The following is a 19,772-nucleotide window of genomic DNA, read 5'->3' on the forward strand; positions in this document are numbered from 1 at the left end:
CTCCGGCGGGGGCGGGATGTCACACGTCGTCCCGAATGACTGCCCTCGGCCATCCCGCCCCCGCCGGAGGCACTCATGAGGTCGAGGTGCCCCGGGCTCCTCGCGGGGTGCCCAGAGGGGCAGAGCCCCTCTGGCCAAGGCCAGTTCACCCAAGCACAACTTGACCCGCAGCCAGTCCCGTGCCGAACGTCCGCGCGCCATGCCCGACGCCCTGCCCGACCCCCGATCCCCCGCAGCCCAGGCCTTGCCGGCCGGATTGCTGGATGCCCTGGGCGGCATTCTCGGCCCGCGCGGGGTGGTGACCGACCCGGCCGACCTCCAGCCGCACCTCAGCGACTGGCGCGGGCTGTACCGTGGCGCCTCGCCGGCGCTGCTGCGGCCGGCCTCCACCGCGGAACTGGCGGCGGCGATGCGGCTGCTACACGCCGCGGCGGTGCCGGTGGTGCCGCAGGGGGGCAACACCTCCATGGTGGGCGGCGCCATGCCGGACGAGGGCGGGCGGCAGGTGGTGGTGTCGCTGGCCCGGATGAACCGCATCCGCGACATCGACCCGCTGGACATGACCATGGTGGCCGAGGCCGGGGTGATCCTGAAAACCGCCCAGGACGCGGCGGCCGAGGCGGGCTGCCTGTTCCCTCTTTCCCTCTCGGCCGAGGGCAGCGCCACGATCGGCGGCGTGCTGGCGGTGAACGCGGGCGGCAACAACACCGTGCGCTACGGCAATGCGCGGGAGCTGATGCTGGGGCTGGAGGTGGTGCTGCCGGACGGGCAGGTGATCGAGGGGCTGCGCCGCCTGCGCAAGGACAACACCGGCTACGCGCTGCGCCACCTCTTCGTCGGCGCCGAGGGCACGCTGGGCTTCATCACCGCTGCCGTGCTGCGGCTGTTTCCCCGGCCGCGCGCCACGGCCCTGGCGCTCTGCGCCGTGGCGGACGAGGACGCGGCGCTGAGCCTGTTCCGCCGCTTCCGCGACCGCGACGAGAGCAGCATCCGCTCCTTCGAGTACATGTCCGGCGCCGGCATGGACCTCGTGCTGCAACACATCGAGGGCGCGACCCTGCCCCTGGCCGAGCGCGCCAGGCATTACGTCCTGGTGGACCTCGCCTCCTCCCGCCCCGATGCCGACCTGCGCGGGCTTATGGAGGGCGTGCTGGAGGAGGCGCTGGAAGCGGGCGAGGTGCTGGACGCCGCCCTGCCCGAGAGCGAGGCGCAGTCGGCCAACCTGTGGCGCCTGCGCGAGGAACACGCCGAGGCACAGAAGCGCGCCGGGGCCAGCGTCAAGAACGACGTGTCCGTCCCGGTGAGCAAGGTGCCGGAGATGATCCGCCGCTGCTCCGCCGCGCTGGAAGCACTGATCCCCGGCAGCCGCCCGGTGCCCTTCGGCCACCTGGGCGACGGCAACATCCACATGAACCTGGCCCAGCCCGACGGCGTGGACGGGGCGGCGTTCCTGGCGCGCTCGCACGACATCATGGACGCGGTGAACGCGGTGGTGCGCGAGCTCGGCGGTTCCTTCTCGGCCGAGCACGGGATCGGCCGGCTGAAGACCGACATGCTGGCCGAATGGCGGGGTGGGGCGGAGTTCGACACCATGCGCCGCATCAAGGCGGCGCTGGACCCGCAGGGGCTGATGAACCCGGGCAAGGTCCTGCCCTGATCCCGCCGCTCCGGGCGGGCCGCCGGCGCGGCCCGCATCCGGCGCTTCGCCTTACTTCCTTACTCTCTTACTTCCTTACCGCGGCCATCCGGGTGGGGCCGTTTCCCGGAAAATAATCCTAATACATCAGGGGTTTGGCGGTCAAGCCCTGCGGCGCGCGTGACAGATTCCGCGCTTCCTGACACGTCCGGCGGATTCTGACACTTTCGGCGCGTTCTGCCATTCCGGTCAGGCGACGCCGGCGAAGCGCAGCAGGTCCACGATGCGGAAATCGTCGCCCTGCCGGCCGGGGTCGATCGTCGGCAGGAAGGGCTGCCAGTCCGGCTCCTGGGTGAGAAAGGAGCCCTTGTCGCCCTCCAGCAGCCCGACGAAGACCTCCGTCACGATGCGGCCGCCCACGGGGCCGAGGTGCCGCCCGTCATGGATGTCGCCCGCCTCGCGCAGCACGTAGAACCAGAGCGGCGCCCGGTTCTCCAGCCTGAAGGGGCGCAGGTCGTCGAAATTGCCGTCCGGCAGGGGCGGCAGGCCCATGGCCCGCGCCACCCGCTGGCCGGAGGGCAGGGCGAAGGTCAGGTGCCGCAGCAGGTTGCGCTGCGCCAGGGATTGCGGGTTGGAGGCCGGGTTGGGCTCGGGCACCACCGTTCCCGGCAGGGCGAAGAGTGGCGTGGACAGGATCGTGTCGATCGTCTTGTTGGGCCGGACATGGCCGTCGCCGAAGTCGAAGAAGGTCGGCCAGTCGATGAAGCGCCGCGGCGCCCGCACGGAGGAGGACAGGTCGTCCGGGTCGTTCGGCGTGGCGCCGGGGGTGGGCGTGAAGATAAAGGCGAAGAAGGGCTGGCCGTTGTGGCCGGTGAAGTTGGCCCGGTAGGAGGGGCGCACCTGGCTGTGGCCGAAGCGGTAGGCGGCCACGGAGAATTCCACCGGGATGTAAGGCTCGTTGCGCCAGTTGTAGAAGCGGCGCCCGTTGCGCAGCACGTCCTCCACCATCTCCTCGCCGCAGGTGAGCGGCAGGAACTCGTGCAGGATGATCCACTGGTAGTGCCAGCGCACGATGCGCTGCGCCTCGGCGAAGATCTCGCCCGTGTCGCTCAGCCCCAGCTCCGCGCGGACATAGTCCACCACGGCGTTGTGGAAGCGCAGAAAGGCGAGGTGCAACTGCGAGACGATCAGGTTCTCGTCGTTGCGGGGATCGCCGATCAGCGCGGTGTTCTGGCTGTTGCGCGGCAGGTCCTGCTTGCCGGGGGTGCCGGTTTCCTCCAGCAGGAACTTGATCCCCCGGCCCGCGCGCTGGTCATACAGGTGCGGGCTGGCACCGGGGCCGGTGCCGTAGACGTTGTCGAGCCCCAGCGTGGGCGTGCGGAAATTGGCGATCTGCTCGGGGTCGGCCTGCCGCTCTAGGCTGGAGGTCGGGTCGAAGGTCATGTCGTGGTCGAGGAACTGGCCCAGAAAGGTCATCCCCGCCGTCAGGCGCGGGTTGTTGGGGTTGTGCTGGGACAGGGACAGGTCGGTGATCAGCCTGGCCGGCCCTTGGTCCAGCGCGTCCCCCGCATCCATGATGCCGCCGGGCTTGCCGATCTCCAGCAGCGCCTGCCGCATCGCCGGCGTGTCGGTGGCGAAGGGCGGCAGCTTGCCGAAGAGGCGCCCGAAGCGGCCGGCGTCGAAATAGGTCGACTTCGGGGGGATCACGTCCTTGGGATAAACGCCGTGCCTGCCAGCCATCGTCTGCGTCCCCTGCCGTCCCTGGGGCCCCGGTTGGCCCGGGCTTCGGATGGATCATCCGCCTCTCGAAACGGTTCCGCAACGAATTTCCGCCCCGTGCCGCGCGGCCTCGGGCAGGGACGCCCCGCCGCGCGGCGCCGCCGGGCCAGGGCGGCCTTTTCCCGCCCGGCGCCGCGGCCGGGTCCGGGGTGGTGGGACGCCGCGCCGCCCCGGATGGCGGCGTGACCGGCCGCCAGCCCCCGGCCGCGCGCGGCGCCTCCCCGGCCGCCGGCACCGGCGGGGCATCCGCCGCGGCCCGGGCGGCGGTGCTGCGTGCCGGCCGGGCCATGCTCCTGCTGCTGCTCCCGGCCGCCTGCGCCGCGCCCGCCGCGCCGGCGGGCCCCGGGCAACCGGCGGTGCGGCTCTCGGCGTCCTTTGGGGCCGGCTGCGTGGCGCGGGGGGCGGCGGTGTTTCTCGGGGAAGGGCGGTTCCTGACCGCGGCGCACCTCGTGGATGGCAGCCTGACGCCGCCGGCCTGCGACGGGCCGCCCCGCCTCGCGCTGCTGCTGGGGGACCGGGCCGTGGCGGCGCGGGTGGAACGGCTCGGGCAGTCGGAGGTCGATCCCGCCGAAGGGCTGCGCTACCGCGGCGGGCACGACCTGGCCCTGCTCGCGGCGGAGGAGCCGCTGCCCGCGCTTCCCGGCCTGCGCGCCGCCCGTCCCTGTGCCGGCGACCCCGGGCCGGGCCGGCCGGTGGCCGTCGCCACGCCGCGCCGCAGCGCGCGGACAACCGTGGTGGCGCAGGCCCCGGAAGCCGACCCGGCCTTCGGCACCTATGCGGAGCTGCAACTCCGGCTGGAGCCGGGGGAGTCCGGCGGCGGCGCCTTCGACCCGGTGTCGGGCTGCCTGCTGGGCGTGGTCAGCCACCGCGAGGAAGGCGAGCCGGGCACCCGGGTGGTGCCGCCCGCCGCCATCCGGGCCTTTCTGGCGGAATAGGCGCCGGACCTTCCCGGCACCTGCCAGGGCGGGCGAGGAATGCGGGGGAAGCTGTGGAAAAGTAACTCCCGTCGCGGAAGCGGAACGACGCGAAGGAGGTGATTTGCCCCCGCTCCCCGGCGTCGATAGGTTGCCCCCGCCATGACCCGGCTGGACCGCTACGTTTTCCGTCAGCTCGCCGTCGCGCTCGTCGCGGCGACGGTGGGGCTCGCCGCCCTGATCTGGCTGACCCAGAGCCTGCGCTTCATCGAGCTGGTGCTGGACCGCGGCCTGTCGCTGCTGGTGTTCCTGCAGCTGACCGGGCTGCTGCTGCCCTCCTTCTTCGCGGTGATCCTGCCCATCACCACCTTCGTGGTGACGCTGTTCTCCTATGTCCGGCTGAGCTCCGACCGGGAACTGGTGGTGATGCGGGCGGCCGGGCTGTCGCAATGGCAGCTGTCGCGCCCGGCCATCGCGCTGGCGGTGCTGACCACCGGGCTGTGCTTCGTGCTGCAGCTCTGGCTGGTGCCGCTGAGCCACACCGCCTTCCGCACCTGGCAGTACGAGATCCGCAACCAGATCGCCGCGATCCTGCTGCAGGAGGGGGTCTTCTCCTCCGTCGGCAACGACCTGACCGTGTATGCCCGCCGCAAGGAGCGCGACGGCACGCTGCGCGGCATCCTGGTGCAGGACAGCCGCGAGAGCGGCGCCCCCGTCACCATCCTGGCCCAGGAAGGCCGCATCACCCTGACGCCGATGGGCCCGCGGGTGACGCTGATCAACGGCGAGCGCCAGCAGCTGGAGCGCGTGGCGCCGCCCCCCGGCAGCCCCCCCGGCACGCCGGCCGCCGTGCGGCTGAGCGTGCTGACCTTCGGCGAGAACAGCGTGGACCTGACCCGCACCGGCCGCGGCGACGAGGATGGGCGCAACCGCGACAGCCGGGAACGCTCGGTGAAGGAATTGCTGCACCCCGACCCGGCGGAGAACCTGCCCGAACGCGACGTGCGCAAGTTCTTTGCCGAAGGGCACCAGCGCCTCAGCTCGCCGGTCACGGTGCTCAGCTTCGCCATGGTGGGGCTGGCCGCGGCGCTGGCTTCCGGCTTCCGCCGGCATGGCGGCGGCCTGACCATCGCGGTGGGCGTGGGCGCAGTGGTGGCGCTGCTGGCGCTGGGGCTGGCGGTGGGCAACCTCGCCGCGCGCGACAACAGCTTCGTGCCGCTGATCTGGGTGCATGCCGTGGGGCCCGGCCTCGTGGCCGCCTGGGTGCTGACGGGGATGCCGGGCTGGCCGCGCCGGGCGCCGCGCGCCGCCAGCCGCGGACCCCGGATCAGTGCCAAGGCCGGGGCCGCCTGATGCTGGCCGTCACCCTCAGCGCCTACGTGGCGCGGCGCTTCGCGTCCAGCGTGCTGCTGCTGCTGGCGGCACTGACCGGGCTGGTGGCGCTGTTCGACTTCATCGAGCTGCTGCGCCGCGCCGCGACGCGGGCGGATGCGGGCTTCGGCATCGTGGTCACCATCGCCGCGCTGCGGCTGCCCTTCATGATGCTGCAGATCATCCCCTTCGCCATCCTGCTGGGCGGCATCGCGGCCTTCTGGCGCCTGTCGCGCTCCTCCGAGCTGGTGGTGGCGCGGGCGGCGGGCATCTCGGCCTGGGGCTTCCTGGCCGGGCCGCTGCTGGTGGCGCTGCTGTTCGGCGGCCTGAGCACCGTGGCGATCTCGCCGCTCTCCTCCGCCCTGCTGAGCCAGGCCGAGCGGCTGGACAGCACCTACCTGCGCAACGCCGGCGGCATCACCGCCCTGGCCGGCGGCCGGCTGTGGCTGCGCCAGGCCGACCGCGCCATCGACCCCGACGGGGTGGCGATCCTGGCCGGCCGCCCGGCGCTGCCCGGCCGCCGCGGCGAGCGCGCCGCCCTGCGGCTGGAGGAGGCGAGCCTGTGGCGCCTGAGCACGGCGGACAAGCCGCTGGCGCGGGTGGAGGCGCCGAGCGCCGTGCTGCTGGCCGGGCGCTGGGTGCTGGACAACGCGGTGGTGTTCAACGCCACCCAGGGCAACCAGAACCAAGCCGCCCCGCCCGCGCGGATCGAGCTGCCCACCGACCTGACGCCCGACCGCATCGAGGACAGCTTCGCCAGCCCGGACACGCTGAGCTTCTGGGCACTGCCGGAATTCATCGCCGTGCTGGAAAGCTCGGGCTTCTCGGCGGTGCGGCACCGGCTGCACTACCAGTCCCTGTTGTCGCTGCCCGTGCTGGCGGCGGCCATGGCCCTGCTGGCCGCGAGCTTTTCCATGCGCCAGGCCCGGCGCGGCGGCGTGGCCCAGATGATCGGCCTGGGCGTCGCGGCCGGCTTCGCGCTATTCGTGCTGGATCGCGTGGCCGGTGAGCTGGGCGAAACCGGCACCCTGCCCGTGGTGCTGGCAGCCTGGGCGCCCGCCGCGGCGGGCCTCATGCTGGCGCTCACGATGTTGCTGCACCTGGAGGACGGCTGATGCGCCTGAGATCCCGCTCCCGGAGCCCGTCCCGGAAGCACCGGTCCGCCACCCTCCCGTCCCGGGGCGCGGCGCCGCGCAAGGCGCTGTTCCGGATGGCCTGCGCCGCCTGCGCGGACAAGGTCCCGGCCTGGGCGGGGCTGACCCGCGGCGCGGCGCTGGCCGGGCTGCTGGTGGCGCTGCAGGCGCCGGGGGCGGAAGCCCAGACCGCGCCCACCGCGCTGGAGTCGATCGGCCGCGCCGGCGGTGCCCCAGCCAACCGCAACGCCCCCGTCACCTTCACCGCCGATTCCGTGGATTACGACGAGAACTCCTCCGTCGTGTCGGCCACCGGCAACGTGGAAGCCTGGCAGAACGAGCGCATCCTGCGCGCCGACCGCTTCACCTATAACCGCGAAACCGGCATCGCCACCGCCGAGGGCAACGTGCAGCTGCTGGACCCCAGCGGCCAGGTGCTCTTCGCCGACCGCGCCGAACTCTCGGCCGGCATGCGCGACGTGGTGGTGGAAGGCGTGCGCGCCCTGCTGGCGCAGAACGGCAAGCTGGCCGCCAACGGCGCCCGCCGCACCTATCGCGAGCAGGGCTCGCTGCTGGACCTCGCGCGGCCGGTGTATTCCGCCTGCGACCTGTGCGCCGAGAACCCGCAGGCGCCGCCGATCTGGCAGATCCAGTCGCGCCTGGCGACCCAGGACCTGGAAGCCCAGCGCATCCGCTTCCGCGACGCCACCGTGCGGCTGGCCGGCGTGCCGGTGCTGTACACGCCCTACCTGTCCATGCCGGACCCGAGCACGCCGCGCTCCTCGGGCTTCCTGTCGCCCTCCTTCGGGCAGACCAAGTACCTCGGCGGCTTCGTCGAGACGCCCTATTACTGGGCGATCAACCCGTCCTCCGACCTGACGGTCACCCCCACCATCGCCACCGACGTGGTGCCCTCGGTGGCGGCGCGCTACCGGCAGCGCTTCAACTTCGGCGAGCTGACGGCGGAAGGCTCGCTGGGCTACCTCAACGGCAGTGAGACGGTGGGCGAGAAGGGCTATGGCGGCCACATCTTCTCGCGCGGCACCTTCAACATCGACGAGAACTGGCGCACCGGCTTCAACCTGAACCGCGCCACCTCCGAAACCTACCTGCGCGCCTTCCGCTTCCCCGTGACGCGCGTGCTGAGCAGCAACGTCTTCGCCGAGGGCTTCTGGGGCGCCAACAGCTTCGCCCGCGTCGATGCCCGCGCCTACCAGGGCCTGCGCGACGTCGACGACGTGGCGCAGATCCCCTACGTGCTGCCCAACATCTACGCCGACCACGTCTTCGCCCGCGACGCGCTGGGCGGCGTGGCCACGCTGGACACCGCCAATTTCGCGATCTACCGCGACGAGGGCACCCGCACCCGCCGCCTCGCCACCCGGCTGAGCTACGAGCTGGGGCGGATCGGCCCGATCGGCGAGGTCTGGACCTTCCGGGCCCAGGGCGACGTGCTGGGCTATTCCGCCGACAACCTGAACCAGAGCCCCAACTTCGCCTCCGTCGACAGCCGCGAGGCGGTGACCGGCAATGCCCGCTTCGCGCTGGACTGGCGCCTGCCGCTGGTACGCTCCGCCGGCTCCTACGGCCGCCAGCTGATCGAGCCGCGGGTGCAGCTGGTCACCGGCCCGGCCACGGGGCGGCAAACGCTGACCCCCAACGAGGACAGCATCGACTTCGAGTTCACCGACGCCAACCTGTTCGCGCTGAACCGCTTCACCGGGCGCGACCGGCTGGAAGGCGGATCGCGCGTGGATGCCGCCTTCCGCGCCGCCTGGTACTTCCCCAATGGCGGGCAGGTGGAGGGCATGGTCGGCCAGTCCTACCGCGCCACGGAGGAGCAGGTCTTCGAGATCCGCTCCGGCCTGCGCGAGCGGGTGTCGGACGTGGTGGCCCGCGCCCGCGTGTCGCCGACGCCCTGGCTGGACCTGACGGCGCGCACGCGGCTGGACAACTCCTCCTTCGACCGGCGGCTGGTGGACACCTCCGCCCGGGTCGGGCTGGCGGGGCTGGGCGGGCCGGACGTGACGCTGACCGGCGGCTACCTGTATTCCGTGCCCATCGCGGCGCTGACCCCCGCGCGCTACCGCCGCGAGGTCTACGGCAGCGCCCAGGCTAAGGTGACGGCGCACTGGTCGGCCGGTGGCTTCGGCCGCTACGACCTGGAGATCGAGCGTCCCGTGTCCGCCGGCGTGAACCTGACCTACGAGGACGAGTGCCTGATCTTCGACACCCGCTTCTACCGGTCCTATGCCGAGCAGACCAACACCTCGGCTACCTATCCCTCCGCCACCACGCTGCTGTTCCGCGTCGGCTTCAAGACGCTGGGCGACTTCGGCTTCCGCGCCCTGTGATGGTGGCGCGCCTGCTCACGGAATCCTCCCCGATGCGACGCTTCCTGCCCCTTCTGCCCGCGGTGCTGCTGCTGGCGACCCCCCTGGCTGCGGAGGCGCAGCCGGGCCCCGCGCCGCGCCGCCCGCAGCCCGCCGCGGCGGCGGCGCCGGCCAACCCTGGCGCAAGCCAGACCAACCGCATCCTGGCGGTGGTGAACGGCGACGTGGTGACGCAGTCGGAGGTGCGCTCCCGCGCCCGGCTCTTCGCCCTCACCTCCGGCCTGCCGGCGGAGGGCGAGCTGGTGACGCGGCTGGAGCCGCAGATCCTGAAGCTGCTGATCGAGGACCGGCTGCGGCTGCAGGAGATCCAGCGCCGCCGCATTCCCGTGGCGGACGAGGACGTGGCCCGGGCGCTCGCCGACATCGAGCAGCGCAACGGTTTGCCGCAGGGCGGGCTGCGCGCCCAGCTGCGCCAGGCCGGCATCGACCTGCGCGTGCTGTACGACCAGATCCGGGTGCAGATCGGCTGGTCGCGGCTGATGCGGCAGTCCCTGGGCCCGCAGGCCGAGCCGGACGAGGCGCAGGTGCGCGAGCAGGTCGAGGCGCACAACGCCCGCAACGGGCAGCCGGAATTCCTGGTCTCGGAAATCTTCATCCCGCTGGATGACCCGGGGGCGGAAGGCGACACGCAGCGCTTCGTCAACGACGTGGTGGGCCGGCTGCGCCAGGGCCTGCCCTTTCCCGTGGCGGCCACGCAGTTTTCCCAGAGCCAGACGGCGCTGCAGGGCGGCGACATGGGCTGGGTGCGGCCGGAGGAGCTGGAGCCGGAGGTGGCGGGCATCGTCACCCGCATGCCGCCCGGTGCCATCTCCAACGCGGTCAAGGTGCCCGGCGGCTTCCGCATCGTGGCGCTGCGGCAGAAGCGCGAGACCGGCCGCGACCTGGCGACGCTGGTGACCCTGCGGCAGGCCTTCTTCCCGTTCAGCTCGCCGCTGGACCCGGCCAACCCCACCGACCAGCAGCGGCAGCAGCTGGAAAAGGCCCAGGCCCTGCGTGGCGGCTGCGAGGCGGTGGAAGCCGCCAACCGCGGCGGCCCACGCCCGGCCGACCCCGGCCAGGTCCGGCTGGAAACCCTGGAGCCGCCGCCGCTGCGCCAGCTGGTCAGCGGCTTGGCCCCCGGCCGCGCCAGCCAGCCGATCGTGACGCCCGACGGCATCATGGTGATCGCCGTGTGTTCGCGCGAAACCCGCAATCTGGCAGAATACACGCCCGAGATGGCCAAGGCGCAGCTGCTGCGCGACCGGATCGAGCTGATCTCCCGCCAGCAGCAGCGCGACCTGCGCCGGCGCGCACAGATCGAGATGCGCAACGGATGAGGCTGCCCGGCTCGGTGGAGTACGGCCAGCCGGGGGGAAGTATCCCCCCGGGCCCCCTTCTATTTTCGGGAGTCTCCGGGCGCGCCCGTGGCCACCGGCACTCCTCAAACTCCCGAAAAAAGGAGGGGGCCCGGGGGGATACTTCCCCCCGGCCTTCCCTGCCGCCCCCGGACACGGGCCCGGCGGCATGACCGACCCCGCGGAGCCGCCGCTCCGCACCGCGACGGAACCCGCCCTGCCCAGCCTGCGCGACACGGTGTCGCGGCATGGGCTGGACGCGCGCAAGTCGCTCGGCCAGCACTTCCTGCTCGACCCGGCGGTCTGCGCCCGGGTGGCGCAGCAGGCCGGCGACCTTTCCGGCCGGCACGTGCTGGAGGTCGGCCCCGGTCCCGGCGGCCTGACCCGCGCCCTGCTGGACGGGCCCGCCGCCCACGTCACCGCGGTGGAACTGGACCGGCGCGCGATCGCCGCGCTGGCGGAACTCTCCGCCGCCTATCCCGGCCGGCTGACGGTGCTGGAAGCCGACGCGCTGCGGGTGGACGCGGCGGCGATCACCGCCGCGCCGCGCGCCGTGGTGGCCAACCTGCCCTACAATGTCGGCACGCCGCTGCTGGTGAACTGGCTGCGCGAGGCCGGGCAGTGGGAAAGCCTGACCCTGATGTTCCAGCAGGAGGTGGCGGCGCGCATCGTCGCCGCCCCCGACACGGACGACTATGGCCGCCTGTCCGTGCTGGCGCAGTGGCGCTGCGAGGCGCGGATGGCCCTGCGCCTGCCACCGGGCGCCTTCTCGCCGCCACCCAAGGTCTGGTCCGCCGTGGTGCATCTCCGCCCGCGTCCGGAACAGCCCAGCGCCGCCCTGGCCCGCAGCATGGAGCGGCTGACCGCCGCCGCCTTCGGCCAGCGGCGCAAGATGCTGCGCGGCTCGCTCAAGTCGCTGGGGCAGCCGGACGCCCTGCTGGCGGAAGCCGGGATCGAGCCCACCCGCCGGGCGGAAACCCTGGCGGTGGCCGAGTTCGAGCTGCTAGCGCAACTCCTGCTCCGGCGCGACCCGGCCTGATCCGCGCCTCGGCTCAGGCTTCTGGTCGGCGGGGCGTCGTTGCAGGGGAGCGTGTGGCTGCGGGTGGTTCTTCGGTCGGCTGGCCGCGGCCAAGGGGGCTCTGCCCCCTTGGAGCCCCCGCGAGGAGCTTAGGCTCCTCGACCTCATGAGTGCCTCCGGCGGGGGCGGGATGATCCCCGTCAGCCACCCGGACAACGCTCGCCATCCCGCCCCCGCCGGAGGCACTCAACGTGGGGTCCGGGGAGTTTAAACTCCTCGGCTCGGGACAAAGGCTTCGCCTTTGCCCTGAGGTCCAGGGGCAGCGCCCCTGGCCACGCTCAGAACACCGCAGAACAACCGTGCCGCCACCCCCCTGCAACGGCGCCCCGCAGCCCAGCGACCGGCCGCGGTGCGGGGCCGTGGCTGCATCAGGACTTGCCGTAGAGCTTGGGGATGGCGGGGTCGACGACGACTTCCACCAGGCGGGGGCCGGGGGCAGCGAGGGCGGTGGCCAGGGCGGCCTCGACCGCGTCGGGTTCGGTCACGCGCACGGCCTCGCAGCCCATGCCGCGGGCGATGGAAACGAAGTCCAGCCCCGGCAGCTCGATGCCCGGCGCGTTCTGCACCTTCAGCACCTGGCTGAAGGCGCGCATGGCACCGTAGCCACCGTTGTTGACCACCACCACGGTGATCGGCAGGGCGTGCTGCACCGCCGTCCAGAGCGCCTGCACCGAGTACATCATGGAGCCGTCGCCGATCAGGCACACCACGCGCCGCCCCGGCGAGGCCAGCGACACGCCCACCGCGCCGGGCAGCGAGTAGCCCAGGCCGCCGCTGGCCATGGTGAAGAAGCCGCCCCATTCGCGGATCGGCAGCTGCGCCTGCATGGTCTTGCGATGCGACGGCGCTTCCTCCACCAGGATGGCGTCGCGCGGCATCACCCGCGACAGGGTGCGCAGCATGAAGGCCGCTGGGATCGGGGTGGCGGGTTCCGGCTCCGGCGGGCGGGGGCGCGGCGCCGGTGGGGTGCGGCCGGCGCTGGCGGGCAGGAGGTCCGCCAGCGCCGGGAGGGCGAGGCGCATGCTGCCCAGGATCGCCGTGCCGATGGGCGAGGAGGCCGCGGCCTCGCCATCCGTGGTGATCTGGAACAGCGGCGTGTCGCCGGTGAACAGGGCGCAGTCGCCGCCGACATGGAAGGTGAAGACCGGCGCGCCCAGCACCAGGATCAGGTCGTGCGGCGCCAGGGCGTTGGCCACCTCCGCCGGTGCGGCGGTGAGGAAGCCGGCGAAGAGCGGATGGTCCTCGGGGAAGCTCACCCGCGCGGAGAAGGGGCTGGTCCAGACCGGGGCGCCGATGCGCTCGGCCAGGGCCACGGCGGCGGGGCCGGCGCCCTCGCCGTCCACCTCCGGCCCGATCACCAGCACGGGGTTCTTCGCCGCGGCCACCGCGCGCGCGGCCTCGGCGAGGAGGGCCGGGTCGGGGGCGACGTCGCGGCTGACCCGGCGCGTCGGCACCGGGCGGGTCGGCACCGCCCAGTCGTCGATGGGGATGGATACGAAGGTGGGGCCGAAGGGCCGCTGCATCGCCACGTGATAGGCGTGGGCGATGGCGGCGGGCACGTCCTCGGCCCGCGCCGGCTCGCAGCTCCACTTCACGTAGGGCTTGGGGAAGTTCGCGGCCTCGGTGGCGCCCAGGAAGGGCTGGATCGGCAGCAGGCTGCGCACCTGCTGCCCGGCGGTGATCACCAGCGGCGCGTGGTTGCGATAGGCGCTGAAGATGTTGCCCAGCGCGTGCCCGACACCCACGGCGGAGTGCAGGTTGCAGAAGGCCGCCCGCCCCGAAGCCCGCGCGTAGCCGTCCGCCATCGCCACCACCGAGGCTTCCTGCAGCCCTAGCACGTAGCGGAAGTCATTCGGCCAGCGGTCCAGCAACGGCAGCTCGGTGGAGCCGGGGTTGCCGAACACCGTGGTCATCTCGAGGTCCCGCAGCAGGTCCAGCGTGGCCTGCCGGACCGTGGTGGCGCCGTCACTCATGCAATGCACCCCGCCATGGCCCAATCTCCTCCCTTTGGTGAGCCGGAGTGTCGCACCGACGCCGCCCGCTGCCCAGGCAATCCGCCCGTCACACCTTCGCCGGGGACGGCGGGCTGGTGGCTCGGGTTGTTCCTGGGTGATCTGACCGTGGCCAGGGGCGCTGCCCCTGGACCCCGCCGGGGAGTTACGAACTCCCCGGACCCCGCGTTGAGTGCCTCCGGCGGGGGCGGGATGATCCACGTCGGTCATGGCGGGCACCCTCGGCCATCCCGCCCCCGCCGGAGGCACTCATGAGGTCGAGGAGCCTAAGCTCCTCGCGGGGTGTCCAGAGGGGCAGAGCCCCTCTGGCCCAGGCCCGAACGTCCAGGACCAACCCGCACCACCAGCACCGCCGTCAACCCACCGCCGGTGCGGCCGCGGCCGCGGCCTGCTCGCGGCGGGCGAGGGCGCGGGCGACGACGTAGAAGACGGGGGTGAAGAGCAGGCCGAAGCCCGTCACGCCCAGCATGCCCGCGAAGACGGCGGTGCCCAGGCTCTGGCGGATTTCCGCGCCGGCGCCGGTGGCCAGCACCAGGGGCAGCACGCCCAGGATGAAGGCCAGGGAGGTCATCAGGATCGGCCGCAGGCGGGTGCGGGCCGCGGCCTCGGCGGCCTGCCAGCGGGTCATGCCTTCGGCTTCCGCGGCGCGGGCGAACTCCACGATCAGGATGGCGTTCTTGGCCGCCAGCCCCACCAGCACCACCAGCCCGACCTGCACCAGCACGTTGTTGTCCAGGCCGCGCCACAGCACGCCGGCCAGGGCGGCGAGGACCGACATCGGCGCGATCAGCACCACCGCCAGCGGCAGCAGCCAGGACTCGTACAGGGCGGCCAGCAGCAGGAACACGAAGACCACGGCCAGGCCGAAGGCGATCGGGGCGGTGTTGCCCTGGGTGGTTTCCTGCAGCGCCAGTTCCGTCCACTCGAAGGTGAAGCCTTCGGGCAGGGTTTCGGCCATCACCGCCTGCATCGCCGCGATGGCCTGGCCGGTGCTGATGCCCGGGGCGGGGGTGCCCTGGATCTCGGCGGCCGGGTAGAGGTTGTAGCGCGGCACGCGGTAGGGGGCGGTGTCGTCGCTGAACTGCGCCAGCGCGCCGATCGGCACCATCTGGCCGTCGGCGTTGCGGGTGCGCAGCAGCGCCACGTCGCGCGCGGTGCGGCGCTGCGCTTCCTCCGCCTGCGCGGTGACGCGGTAGGTGCGGCCGAGGATGTTGAAGTCGTTCACGAAGGCCGAGCCGAGATACACCGACAGCGCTTCGGACACGCGCGACAGCGGCACGCCCAGCATTTCCGCCTTGGTGCGGTCCACCTCGGCGCGCAGCGTCGGGGTGGAGGTGTTGAACAGCGAGAAGGCGAAGCCGATCTCCGGCCGCGTCCGGGTGGCGGCCAGCACCTGGTTGGTGACGCGCTCCAGCTCGCGCGGGCCGCGGCCGGCGCGGTCCTGCACGTACAGCTTGAAGCCGCCGCCGGTGCCGATGCCGGGCACGGAGGGCGGCGGGATCACCAGCGCCAGGGCCTCGCGCTCCGCGCCCAGCTTCGCCTGCAGCTCGGCCAGGATGGCGCCGTAGGCGATGCCGTCGTGCTGGCGCTCCTCGAAGGACTTGAGGCCCACGAAGATCACGCCGGTGTTGGGCGCGTTGGTGAAGGTGGCGCCGTCGAAGCCCACGAAGGCGATGGCGTTGGCCACGCCGGGCACGCGCAGCACGGTGTCGGAGGCGCGGCGGATCACCGCGTCGGTGCGCGCCAGGGAGGCGCCGGGGGGCAGCTGGAAGGCGGCGATCAGGTAGCCGCGGTCCAGCGGCGGGATCAGCCCGGTGGGGGTGGTGCGCACGGTCTGCCCGGTCAGCGCCAGCAGCCCGGCGAACAGCAGCAGCACGATGACGGAAAAGCGCACCAGCCGCCGCGTCAGCGCGCCGTAGCCGGAGGACAGCCATTCGAAGGCGCGGTTGAAGCCGCCGAAGAACAGCCGCAGCGGCGCCCCCGTCCAGTAGCGCCAGCCCGAGGTCGGCGCGTGGCCGTGCGGGCGCAGCAGCAGCGCCGCCAGCGCCGGCGACAAGGTCAGCGACACCAGCGCCGAGAGCAGCGTGGCCACCGAGATGGTCACCGCGAACTGGCTGTAGAAGGCGCCGGAGATGCCGGGGATGAAGGTGGTGGGGATGAACACGGCGCAGAGCACCAGCGCGATCGCCACCAGCGCCATGCCGACCTCGTCCATGGTGCGCTTGGCGGCCTCGCCCGGCTCCATGCCCTCGGCCAGGTGGCGCTCCACGTTCTCCACCACCACGATGGCGTCGTCCACGACGATGCCGATGGCCAGGATCAGCCCGAACATGCTCAGCGTGTTGAGCGTCATGCCCAGCGCCGCCATCGCGGCGAAGGTGCCGATGATGGACACGGGGATGGCCAGCAGCGGGATGATCGCGGCGCGCCAGGATTGCAGGAACAGCACCACCACCACGACCACCAGCAGCACCGCCTCGCCGAAGGTGTGGATCACGGCTTCCATGGATTGCTGGATGAAGCGCGTGGTGTCATAGACGATGCTGTAGCTCAGCCCGGGCGGAAAGGAGCGCTCCAGCTCCGTCATGGTGGCGCGCACCTCGCGCGCGATGGCCAGGGCGTTGGAGCCGGGGCGCTGGAAGATCACCATCGCCGTGGCGATGCGGTTATCCAGGTAGGCGTTCAGCGTGTAGTCCTGGCTGCCCAGCTCCACCCGCGCCACGTCGCGCAGCCGCACCGCGGCCCCCGCGGGACCGGTGGCCACCACCACGTCGCCGAACTCCTCCGGCGTGGACAGGCGGCCCAGCGCCTGCACGTTCAGCTCGAAGGCCTGGCCGCCGGTGCCGGTGGGGGGCTGGTTCAGCCCGCCGGCGGCGACCTGCAGGTTGGCGCGCTGCAGCGCCTGCACCACCTCGCCGGCGGTCAGGTTGCGGGCGGCGACCTTGGCGGGGTCGAGCCAGACCCGCATGGCGTAGTCGCGCGCGCCGAAGACCTGCGCGTCGCCGATGCCGTCCAGCCGCGCCAGGCGGTCGCGCACGTTCAGCGTCGCGTAGTTGGACACGTATTGCGGGTCGCGCGAGCCGTCGGGGGAGAACATGTGCACGACCATCAGCAGGTCGGGCGAAGCCTTCTTCACCACCACGCCGAGGCGGCGGACCTCCTCGGGCAGGCGCGGCTCGGCCACGGCGACGCGGTTCTGCACCAGCACCTGGGCATCATCGACGTTGGTGCCCTGGCGGAACACCACGGTGACGGTGAGCCGCCCGTCGCCGGTGGACTGGGAGCCGACATAGAGCATCCCGTCCACGCCGTTGATCTCCTGCTCCAGCGGCGTGGCCACGGTTTCCGCCACCACCTGCGCGGAAGCGCCGGGATAGGTGGCGGTCACGGTGACGCTGGGGGGCGCGATGTCGGGGTACTCGCCGATCGGCAGGCGCAGCACGGCGATGGCGCCCACCAGGGTGATGGCGATGGAGATGACGGCCGCGAAGACCGGGCGGTCGATAAAGAAGCGGGCGAGGCGCATGGCGCGGGTCCCTGGGGGCAGCGGAAGAACGGGTGGCCGGCGCCCGCCGCGACCCGGCGGGCGGCCGGAGCGCGGAAACGGTGCGGCGACGGGTGCGGGCGGTGGCGCGGACGGATCAGCGCGCCTGGGCGGCGCCGGCCGGCGGTTCGCCCTGGGCGAACTGGTTGTCGCCCGCGTTGATGCGGCCCAGCTCCGCCGTGACCCGGCTGCCGGGGCGGGCACGGTGCAGGCCGGAAATCACCACCCGGTCCTCGGGGCTCAGGCCGGAGCGGATCACCCGCAAGCCGTCCACCACGGGACCCAGCGACACGGGCTTGGGCACCACCGTGCCGTCGGCCGCCACGGTGAGCACCATGCGGGTGGTCTGGTCGGCGGCCACCGCCGCGTCGGGCACCAGCAGGCTGTCGGCCTCGCCGGTGCGCAGGCGCAGGCGGGCGAAGACGCCGGGGGTCAGGAAGAGCTCGGGGTTGGGCAGCACGGCGCGGGCACGCACGGTGCCGGAACGCGGGTCCAGCGCCACGTCGAGGAAGTCCATGCGGCCCTGCCGGTCCCAGCCTTCCTCGTCGGCCAGCCGCACCTGCACGGGGTTGCCGCCGTTGCGGCCGGCAGCACCTTCGGCGGGCTGGTCGGACGCGCGGGCGCCGCTGCGGGCCAGGCGCGCCAGGCGGAGGAAGTCGGCCTCGCTGGCGTCGAAGCTGGCGTAGATCGGGTCCAGGGCCAGGATGGTGGTCAGCAGCGTGTTGCCGGCCTGCACGAGGTTGCCGGCATCCACCTTGCGGTCGGACACGCGGCCGGCGATGGGGGCGCGCACCTCCGTCCAGTCCAGCTCCAGCTCCGCCTGGCGCAGCTGCGCGCGGCTGGAGGCGAGCTGGGCGGCGGCGTCGCGCTGCGCGGCGCGGCGGGTGTCGAGCTGCGCCGGGGTGGCGATGCGGTCGCGCACCAGCGGCGTCGTGCGGTCCACTTCCTGCTGGGCGAGGTCGAGCCGGGCCTGGGCCTGGGCCACGGCGGCGCGGGCGACTTCCACGGCGATCTCGAAGGGCCGGCGGTCCAGGGTGAAGAGCAGGTCGCCGGAACGCACCACCTGCCCGTCGCGGAAGCGGACGCTCTCCACCTGGCCGGACACGCGGGCGCGCAGCTCCACGCGGGCGGAAGGTTCCAGCCGGGCGAGGTGCTCGTCCCATTCGGTGACGCTGCGGTGCAGGGGCTGGGCCACGGTCACGGCGGGCGGCGGCCCGCCATGCGGCTGGGCCGCGGCCGGCAGGGCCAGGGCGGGGACGAACAGAGCGAGGGCCAGCGCGGCCAGGGACTTGCGGGGGGAGGGTCGCATCACCTATCTCCGGGGTCGGATGAGACCGACCGGTCACATGTATGGATACGAACCGGTCAGTACCATTGCAAGGGGGGCTGTTTCCGTGCCGCGTCGGAAAGGGATCGCCCAGGTCGGGCCGCAACACTTCCCATCCCGCCGCGCTTCACCTGTCGTGGAGGATCATCGCGTGTCCGTGTCCCGTTCCGTTCCGAGCTGCCCATCGCGGCCGGCATGGCTGCTCGCCGCCCTCGTGCCGCTGCACGACGCACCGGCGCGCCCGGGATCGCGCCGCCCCGCCACCGATCCGCAGCGCCGGGCGGGGAGTGCCGCGTCGTGAGCAAGGTGGAAGACACCCCGGCCCGCCCGTCGCGCCCCGCGGCGGAGCGCGTGCGGGACGCGGCGCGCGAGCTGTTCTACCGCCAGGGCATCCACGCCACGGGGGTGGAGGAGGTGTGCCGCGCCGCCAACGCCACCAAGATGAGCCTGTACCGTGCCTTCCCCTCCAAGGACGCGCTGGTGGAGGCCATCCTGCGGGAATCCTGTTCGGTGGACGAGGAATGCCTGGGCGGGGCGCTGGACCCGTCCCTGCCGCCGCGCGACCGGCCGATGGCCTACATCACCGCCGCGGCGGAACGGCTGCGCATCCCCGGCTTCCGCGGCTGTCCCCTGGGCCTGGCGGTGGTGGAGTTCCCCGACCCCGAGCACCCCGTGCGGCAGGTCGCCGACGCCCAGAAGCAGGCGATGCGCGACAAGCTGCGGCAGCTCTGCCGTGACGCCGGGGCGGCGGAGCCGGAGCAGCTGGGCGACGCGCTGCAACTGGCCATCGAAGGCGCCTTCGCCCTCGCGCCCTCCCTGGGCAACGACGCCGCCGCGCGATCCCTGGAACACACCGCGGCCGCCCTGCTGCGCGCCGGACTGCCGCCGGAAGGCTGAGCGGCGGGCGTCGTTCGCTCTCCCGACCGGGGCGGGGTTCCGTGGGGCGAGGTGGCGCTTGGGTTTGCTGACCGTGGCCAGGGGCGCTGCCCCTGGACCCCGCCGGGGAGTTTAAACTCCCCGGACCCCACGTTGAGTGCCTCCGGTGGGGGCGGGCTGGACAGCGCGGTCCATCATGGCTGCCGTTTGTCATCCCGCCCCCGCCGGAGGCACTCATGAGGTCGAGGAGCCTAGGGTGTGTGACTGAAGTGAGAGGAGCGCTGGTTGAGGAGGGTGGCGGCGAGATGGGCGAAGCCCAACCAGCTGGAGCGTGTTTTGTCGCGCCGCAGGGCGAGGCGGGCGAAGTCCTTGAGG

12 protein-coding genes are annotated in these 19,772 nt (G+C 73.0%); 8 read left to right on the plus strand and 4 right to left on the minus strand.

Going from position 1 to position 19,772, the window contains the following annotated elements; genetic code table 11:
* Positions 1-199 precede the first annotated feature (199 nt).
* Positions 200-1,657 (plus strand): FAD-binding oxidoreductase, encoded by a 1,458-nt coding sequence (locus tag ACLIBK_RS21970; protein WP_415389450.1) that lies wholly within the window; start codon positions 200-202, stop codon positions 1,655-1,657.
* A 228-nt stretch (positions 1,658-1,885) separates the two neighbouring features.
* On the opposite strand, the gene ACLIBK_RS21975 is transcribed toward ACLIBK_RS21970, so the two are convergent.
* The gene (locus tag ACLIBK_RS21975) at positions 1,886-3,376 is read right to left on the minus strand and encodes a peroxidase family protein (protein WP_415389451.1); all 1,491 of its coding nucleotides are present in this window, start codon (positions 3,374-3,376) and stop codon (positions 1,886-1,888) included.
* A 221-nt stretch (positions 3,377-3,597) separates the two neighbouring features.
* Here ACLIBK_RS21975 and ACLIBK_RS21980 point away from each other — a divergent pair, with 221 nt between their 5' ends.
* The 6 genes from ACLIBK_RS21980 to rsmA all read left to right on the plus strand — a co-directional run bounded on the left by ACLIBK_RS21980 (position 3,598) and on the right by rsmA (position 11,599).
* Positions 3,598-4,350, plus strand: coding sequence for a trypsin-like peptidase domain-containing protein (locus ACLIBK_RS21980; RefSeq protein WP_415389452.1), 753 nt, complete (start codon positions 3,598-3,600; stop codon positions 4,348-4,350).
* Between the two features lie 141 nt (positions 4,351-4,491).
* Complete coding sequence (lptF, locus tag ACLIBK_RS21985) at positions 4,492-5,682, plus strand: LPS export ABC transporter permease LptF (protein ID WP_415389453.1); 1,191 nt, start codon at positions 4,492-4,494, stop codon at positions 5,680-5,682.
* Complete coding sequence (gene lptG, locus ACLIBK_RS21990; RefSeq protein ID WP_415389461.1) at positions 5,679-6,815, plus strand: LPS export ABC transporter permease LptG; 1,137 nt, start codon at positions 5,679-5,681, stop codon at positions 6,813-6,815. The genes lptF and lptG overlap by 4 nt, the downstream gene beginning before the upstream one ends.
* Positions 6,815-9,187 (plus strand): LPS-assembly protein LptD, encoded by a 2,373-nt coding sequence (locus ACLIBK_RS21995; protein WP_415389454.1) that lies wholly within the window; start codon positions 6,815-6,817, stop codon positions 9,185-9,187. The genes lptG and ACLIBK_RS21995 overlap by 1 nt, the downstream gene beginning before the upstream one ends.
* Before the next feature lie 32 nt (positions 9,188-9,219).
* On the plus strand, positions 9,220-10,542 hold the full coding sequence (locus tag ACLIBK_RS22000) for a peptidylprolyl isomerase (RefSeq protein WP_415389455.1): 1,323 nt from the start codon (positions 9,220-9,222) through the stop codon (positions 10,540-10,542).
* 187 nt (positions 10,543-10,729) lie between these two features.
* Positions 10,730-11,599 carry a 16S rRNA (adenine(1518)-N(6)/adenine(1519)-N(6))-dimethyltransferase RsmA gene (rsmA, locus tag ACLIBK_RS22005; protein ID WP_415389456.1) on the plus strand — a complete coding sequence of 290 codons (870 nt, stop codon included), beginning with the start codon at positions 10,730-10,732 and terminating at the stop codon, positions 11,597-11,599.
* A 407-nt stretch (positions 11,600-12,006) separates the two neighbouring features.
* Here the strand turns inward: rsmA and mdlC are convergent, their stop codons facing one another.
* The 3 genes from mdlC to ACLIBK_RS22020 form a co-directional block, all read right to left on the minus strand.
* Entirely contained in the window at positions 12,007-13,611 is a 1,605-nt protein-coding gene (mdlC, locus tag ACLIBK_RS22010; RefSeq protein ID WP_415389457.1) for a benzoylformate decarboxylase, read from the minus strand.
* Positions 13,612-14,005: 394 nt separating this feature from the next.
* Complete coding sequence (locus ACLIBK_RS22015) at positions 14,006-17,176, minus strand: efflux RND transporter permease subunit (RefSeq protein WP_415389458.1); 3,171 nt, start codon at positions 17,174-17,176, stop codon at positions 14,006-14,008.
* Between the two features lie 115 nt (positions 17,177-17,291).
* On the minus strand, positions 17,292-18,503 hold the full coding sequence (locus ACLIBK_RS22020; RefSeq protein WP_415389459.1) for an efflux RND transporter periplasmic adaptor subunit: 1,212 nt from the start codon (positions 18,501-18,503) through the stop codon (positions 17,292-17,294).
* 315 nt (positions 18,504-18,818) lie between these two features.
* Here ACLIBK_RS22020 and ACLIBK_RS22025 point away from each other — a divergent pair, with 315 nt between their 5' ends.
* Positions 18,819-19,418, plus strand: a complete 600-nt coding sequence (locus ACLIBK_RS22025) for a TetR/AcrR family transcriptional regulator (protein WP_415389460.1) — start codon at positions 18,819-18,821, stop codon at positions 19,416-19,418.
* Positions 19,419-19,772 lie beyond the last annotated feature (354 nt).

The sequence above is a fragment of the Roseomonas sp. BN140053 genome, from assembly GCF_047690175.1.
Classification (GTDB): Bacteria; Pseudomonadota; Alphaproteobacteria; order Acetobacterales; family Acetobacteraceae; genus Roseomonas.

Excerpts from the sequence above, each read along its gene's own strand:
- ACLIBK_RS21970 (WP_415389450.1), top strand. The coding sequence starts at position 200 with ATGCCCGACGCCCTGCCCGACCCCCGATCCCCCGCAGCCCAGGCCTTG.
- ACLIBK_RS21975 (WP_415389451.1), bottom strand. The coding sequence starts at position 3,376 with ATGGCTGGCAGGCACGGCGTTTATCCCAAGGACGTGATCCCCCCGAAG.
- lptF (WP_415389453.1), top strand. The coding sequence starts at position 4,492 with ATGACCCGGCTGGACCGCTACGTTTTCCGTCAGCTCGCCGTCGCGCTC.
- ACLIBK_RS21995 (WP_415389454.1), top strand. The coding sequence starts at position 6,815 with ATGCGCCTGAGATCCCGCTCCCGGAGCCCGTCCCGGAAGCACCGGTCC.
- ACLIBK_RS22000 (WP_415389455.1), top strand. The coding sequence starts at position 9,220 with ATGCGACGCTTCCTGCCCCTTCTGCCCGCGGTGCTGCTGCTGGCGACC.
- rsmA (WP_415389456.1), top strand. The coding sequence starts at position 10,730 with ATGACCGACCCCGCGGAGCCGCCGCTCCGCACCGCGACGGAACCCGCC.
- mdlC (WP_415389457.1), bottom strand. The coding sequence starts at position 13,611 with ATGAGTGACGGCGCCACCACGGTCCGGCAGGCCACGCTGGACCTGCTG.
- ACLIBK_RS22015 (WP_415389458.1), bottom strand. The coding sequence starts at position 17,176 with ATGCGCCTCGCCCGCTTCTTTATCGACCGCCCGGTCTTCGCGGCCGTC.
- ACLIBK_RS22020 (WP_415389459.1), bottom strand. The coding sequence starts at position 18,503 with ATGCGACCCTCCCCCCGCAAGTCCCTGGCCGCGCTGGCCCTCGCTCTG.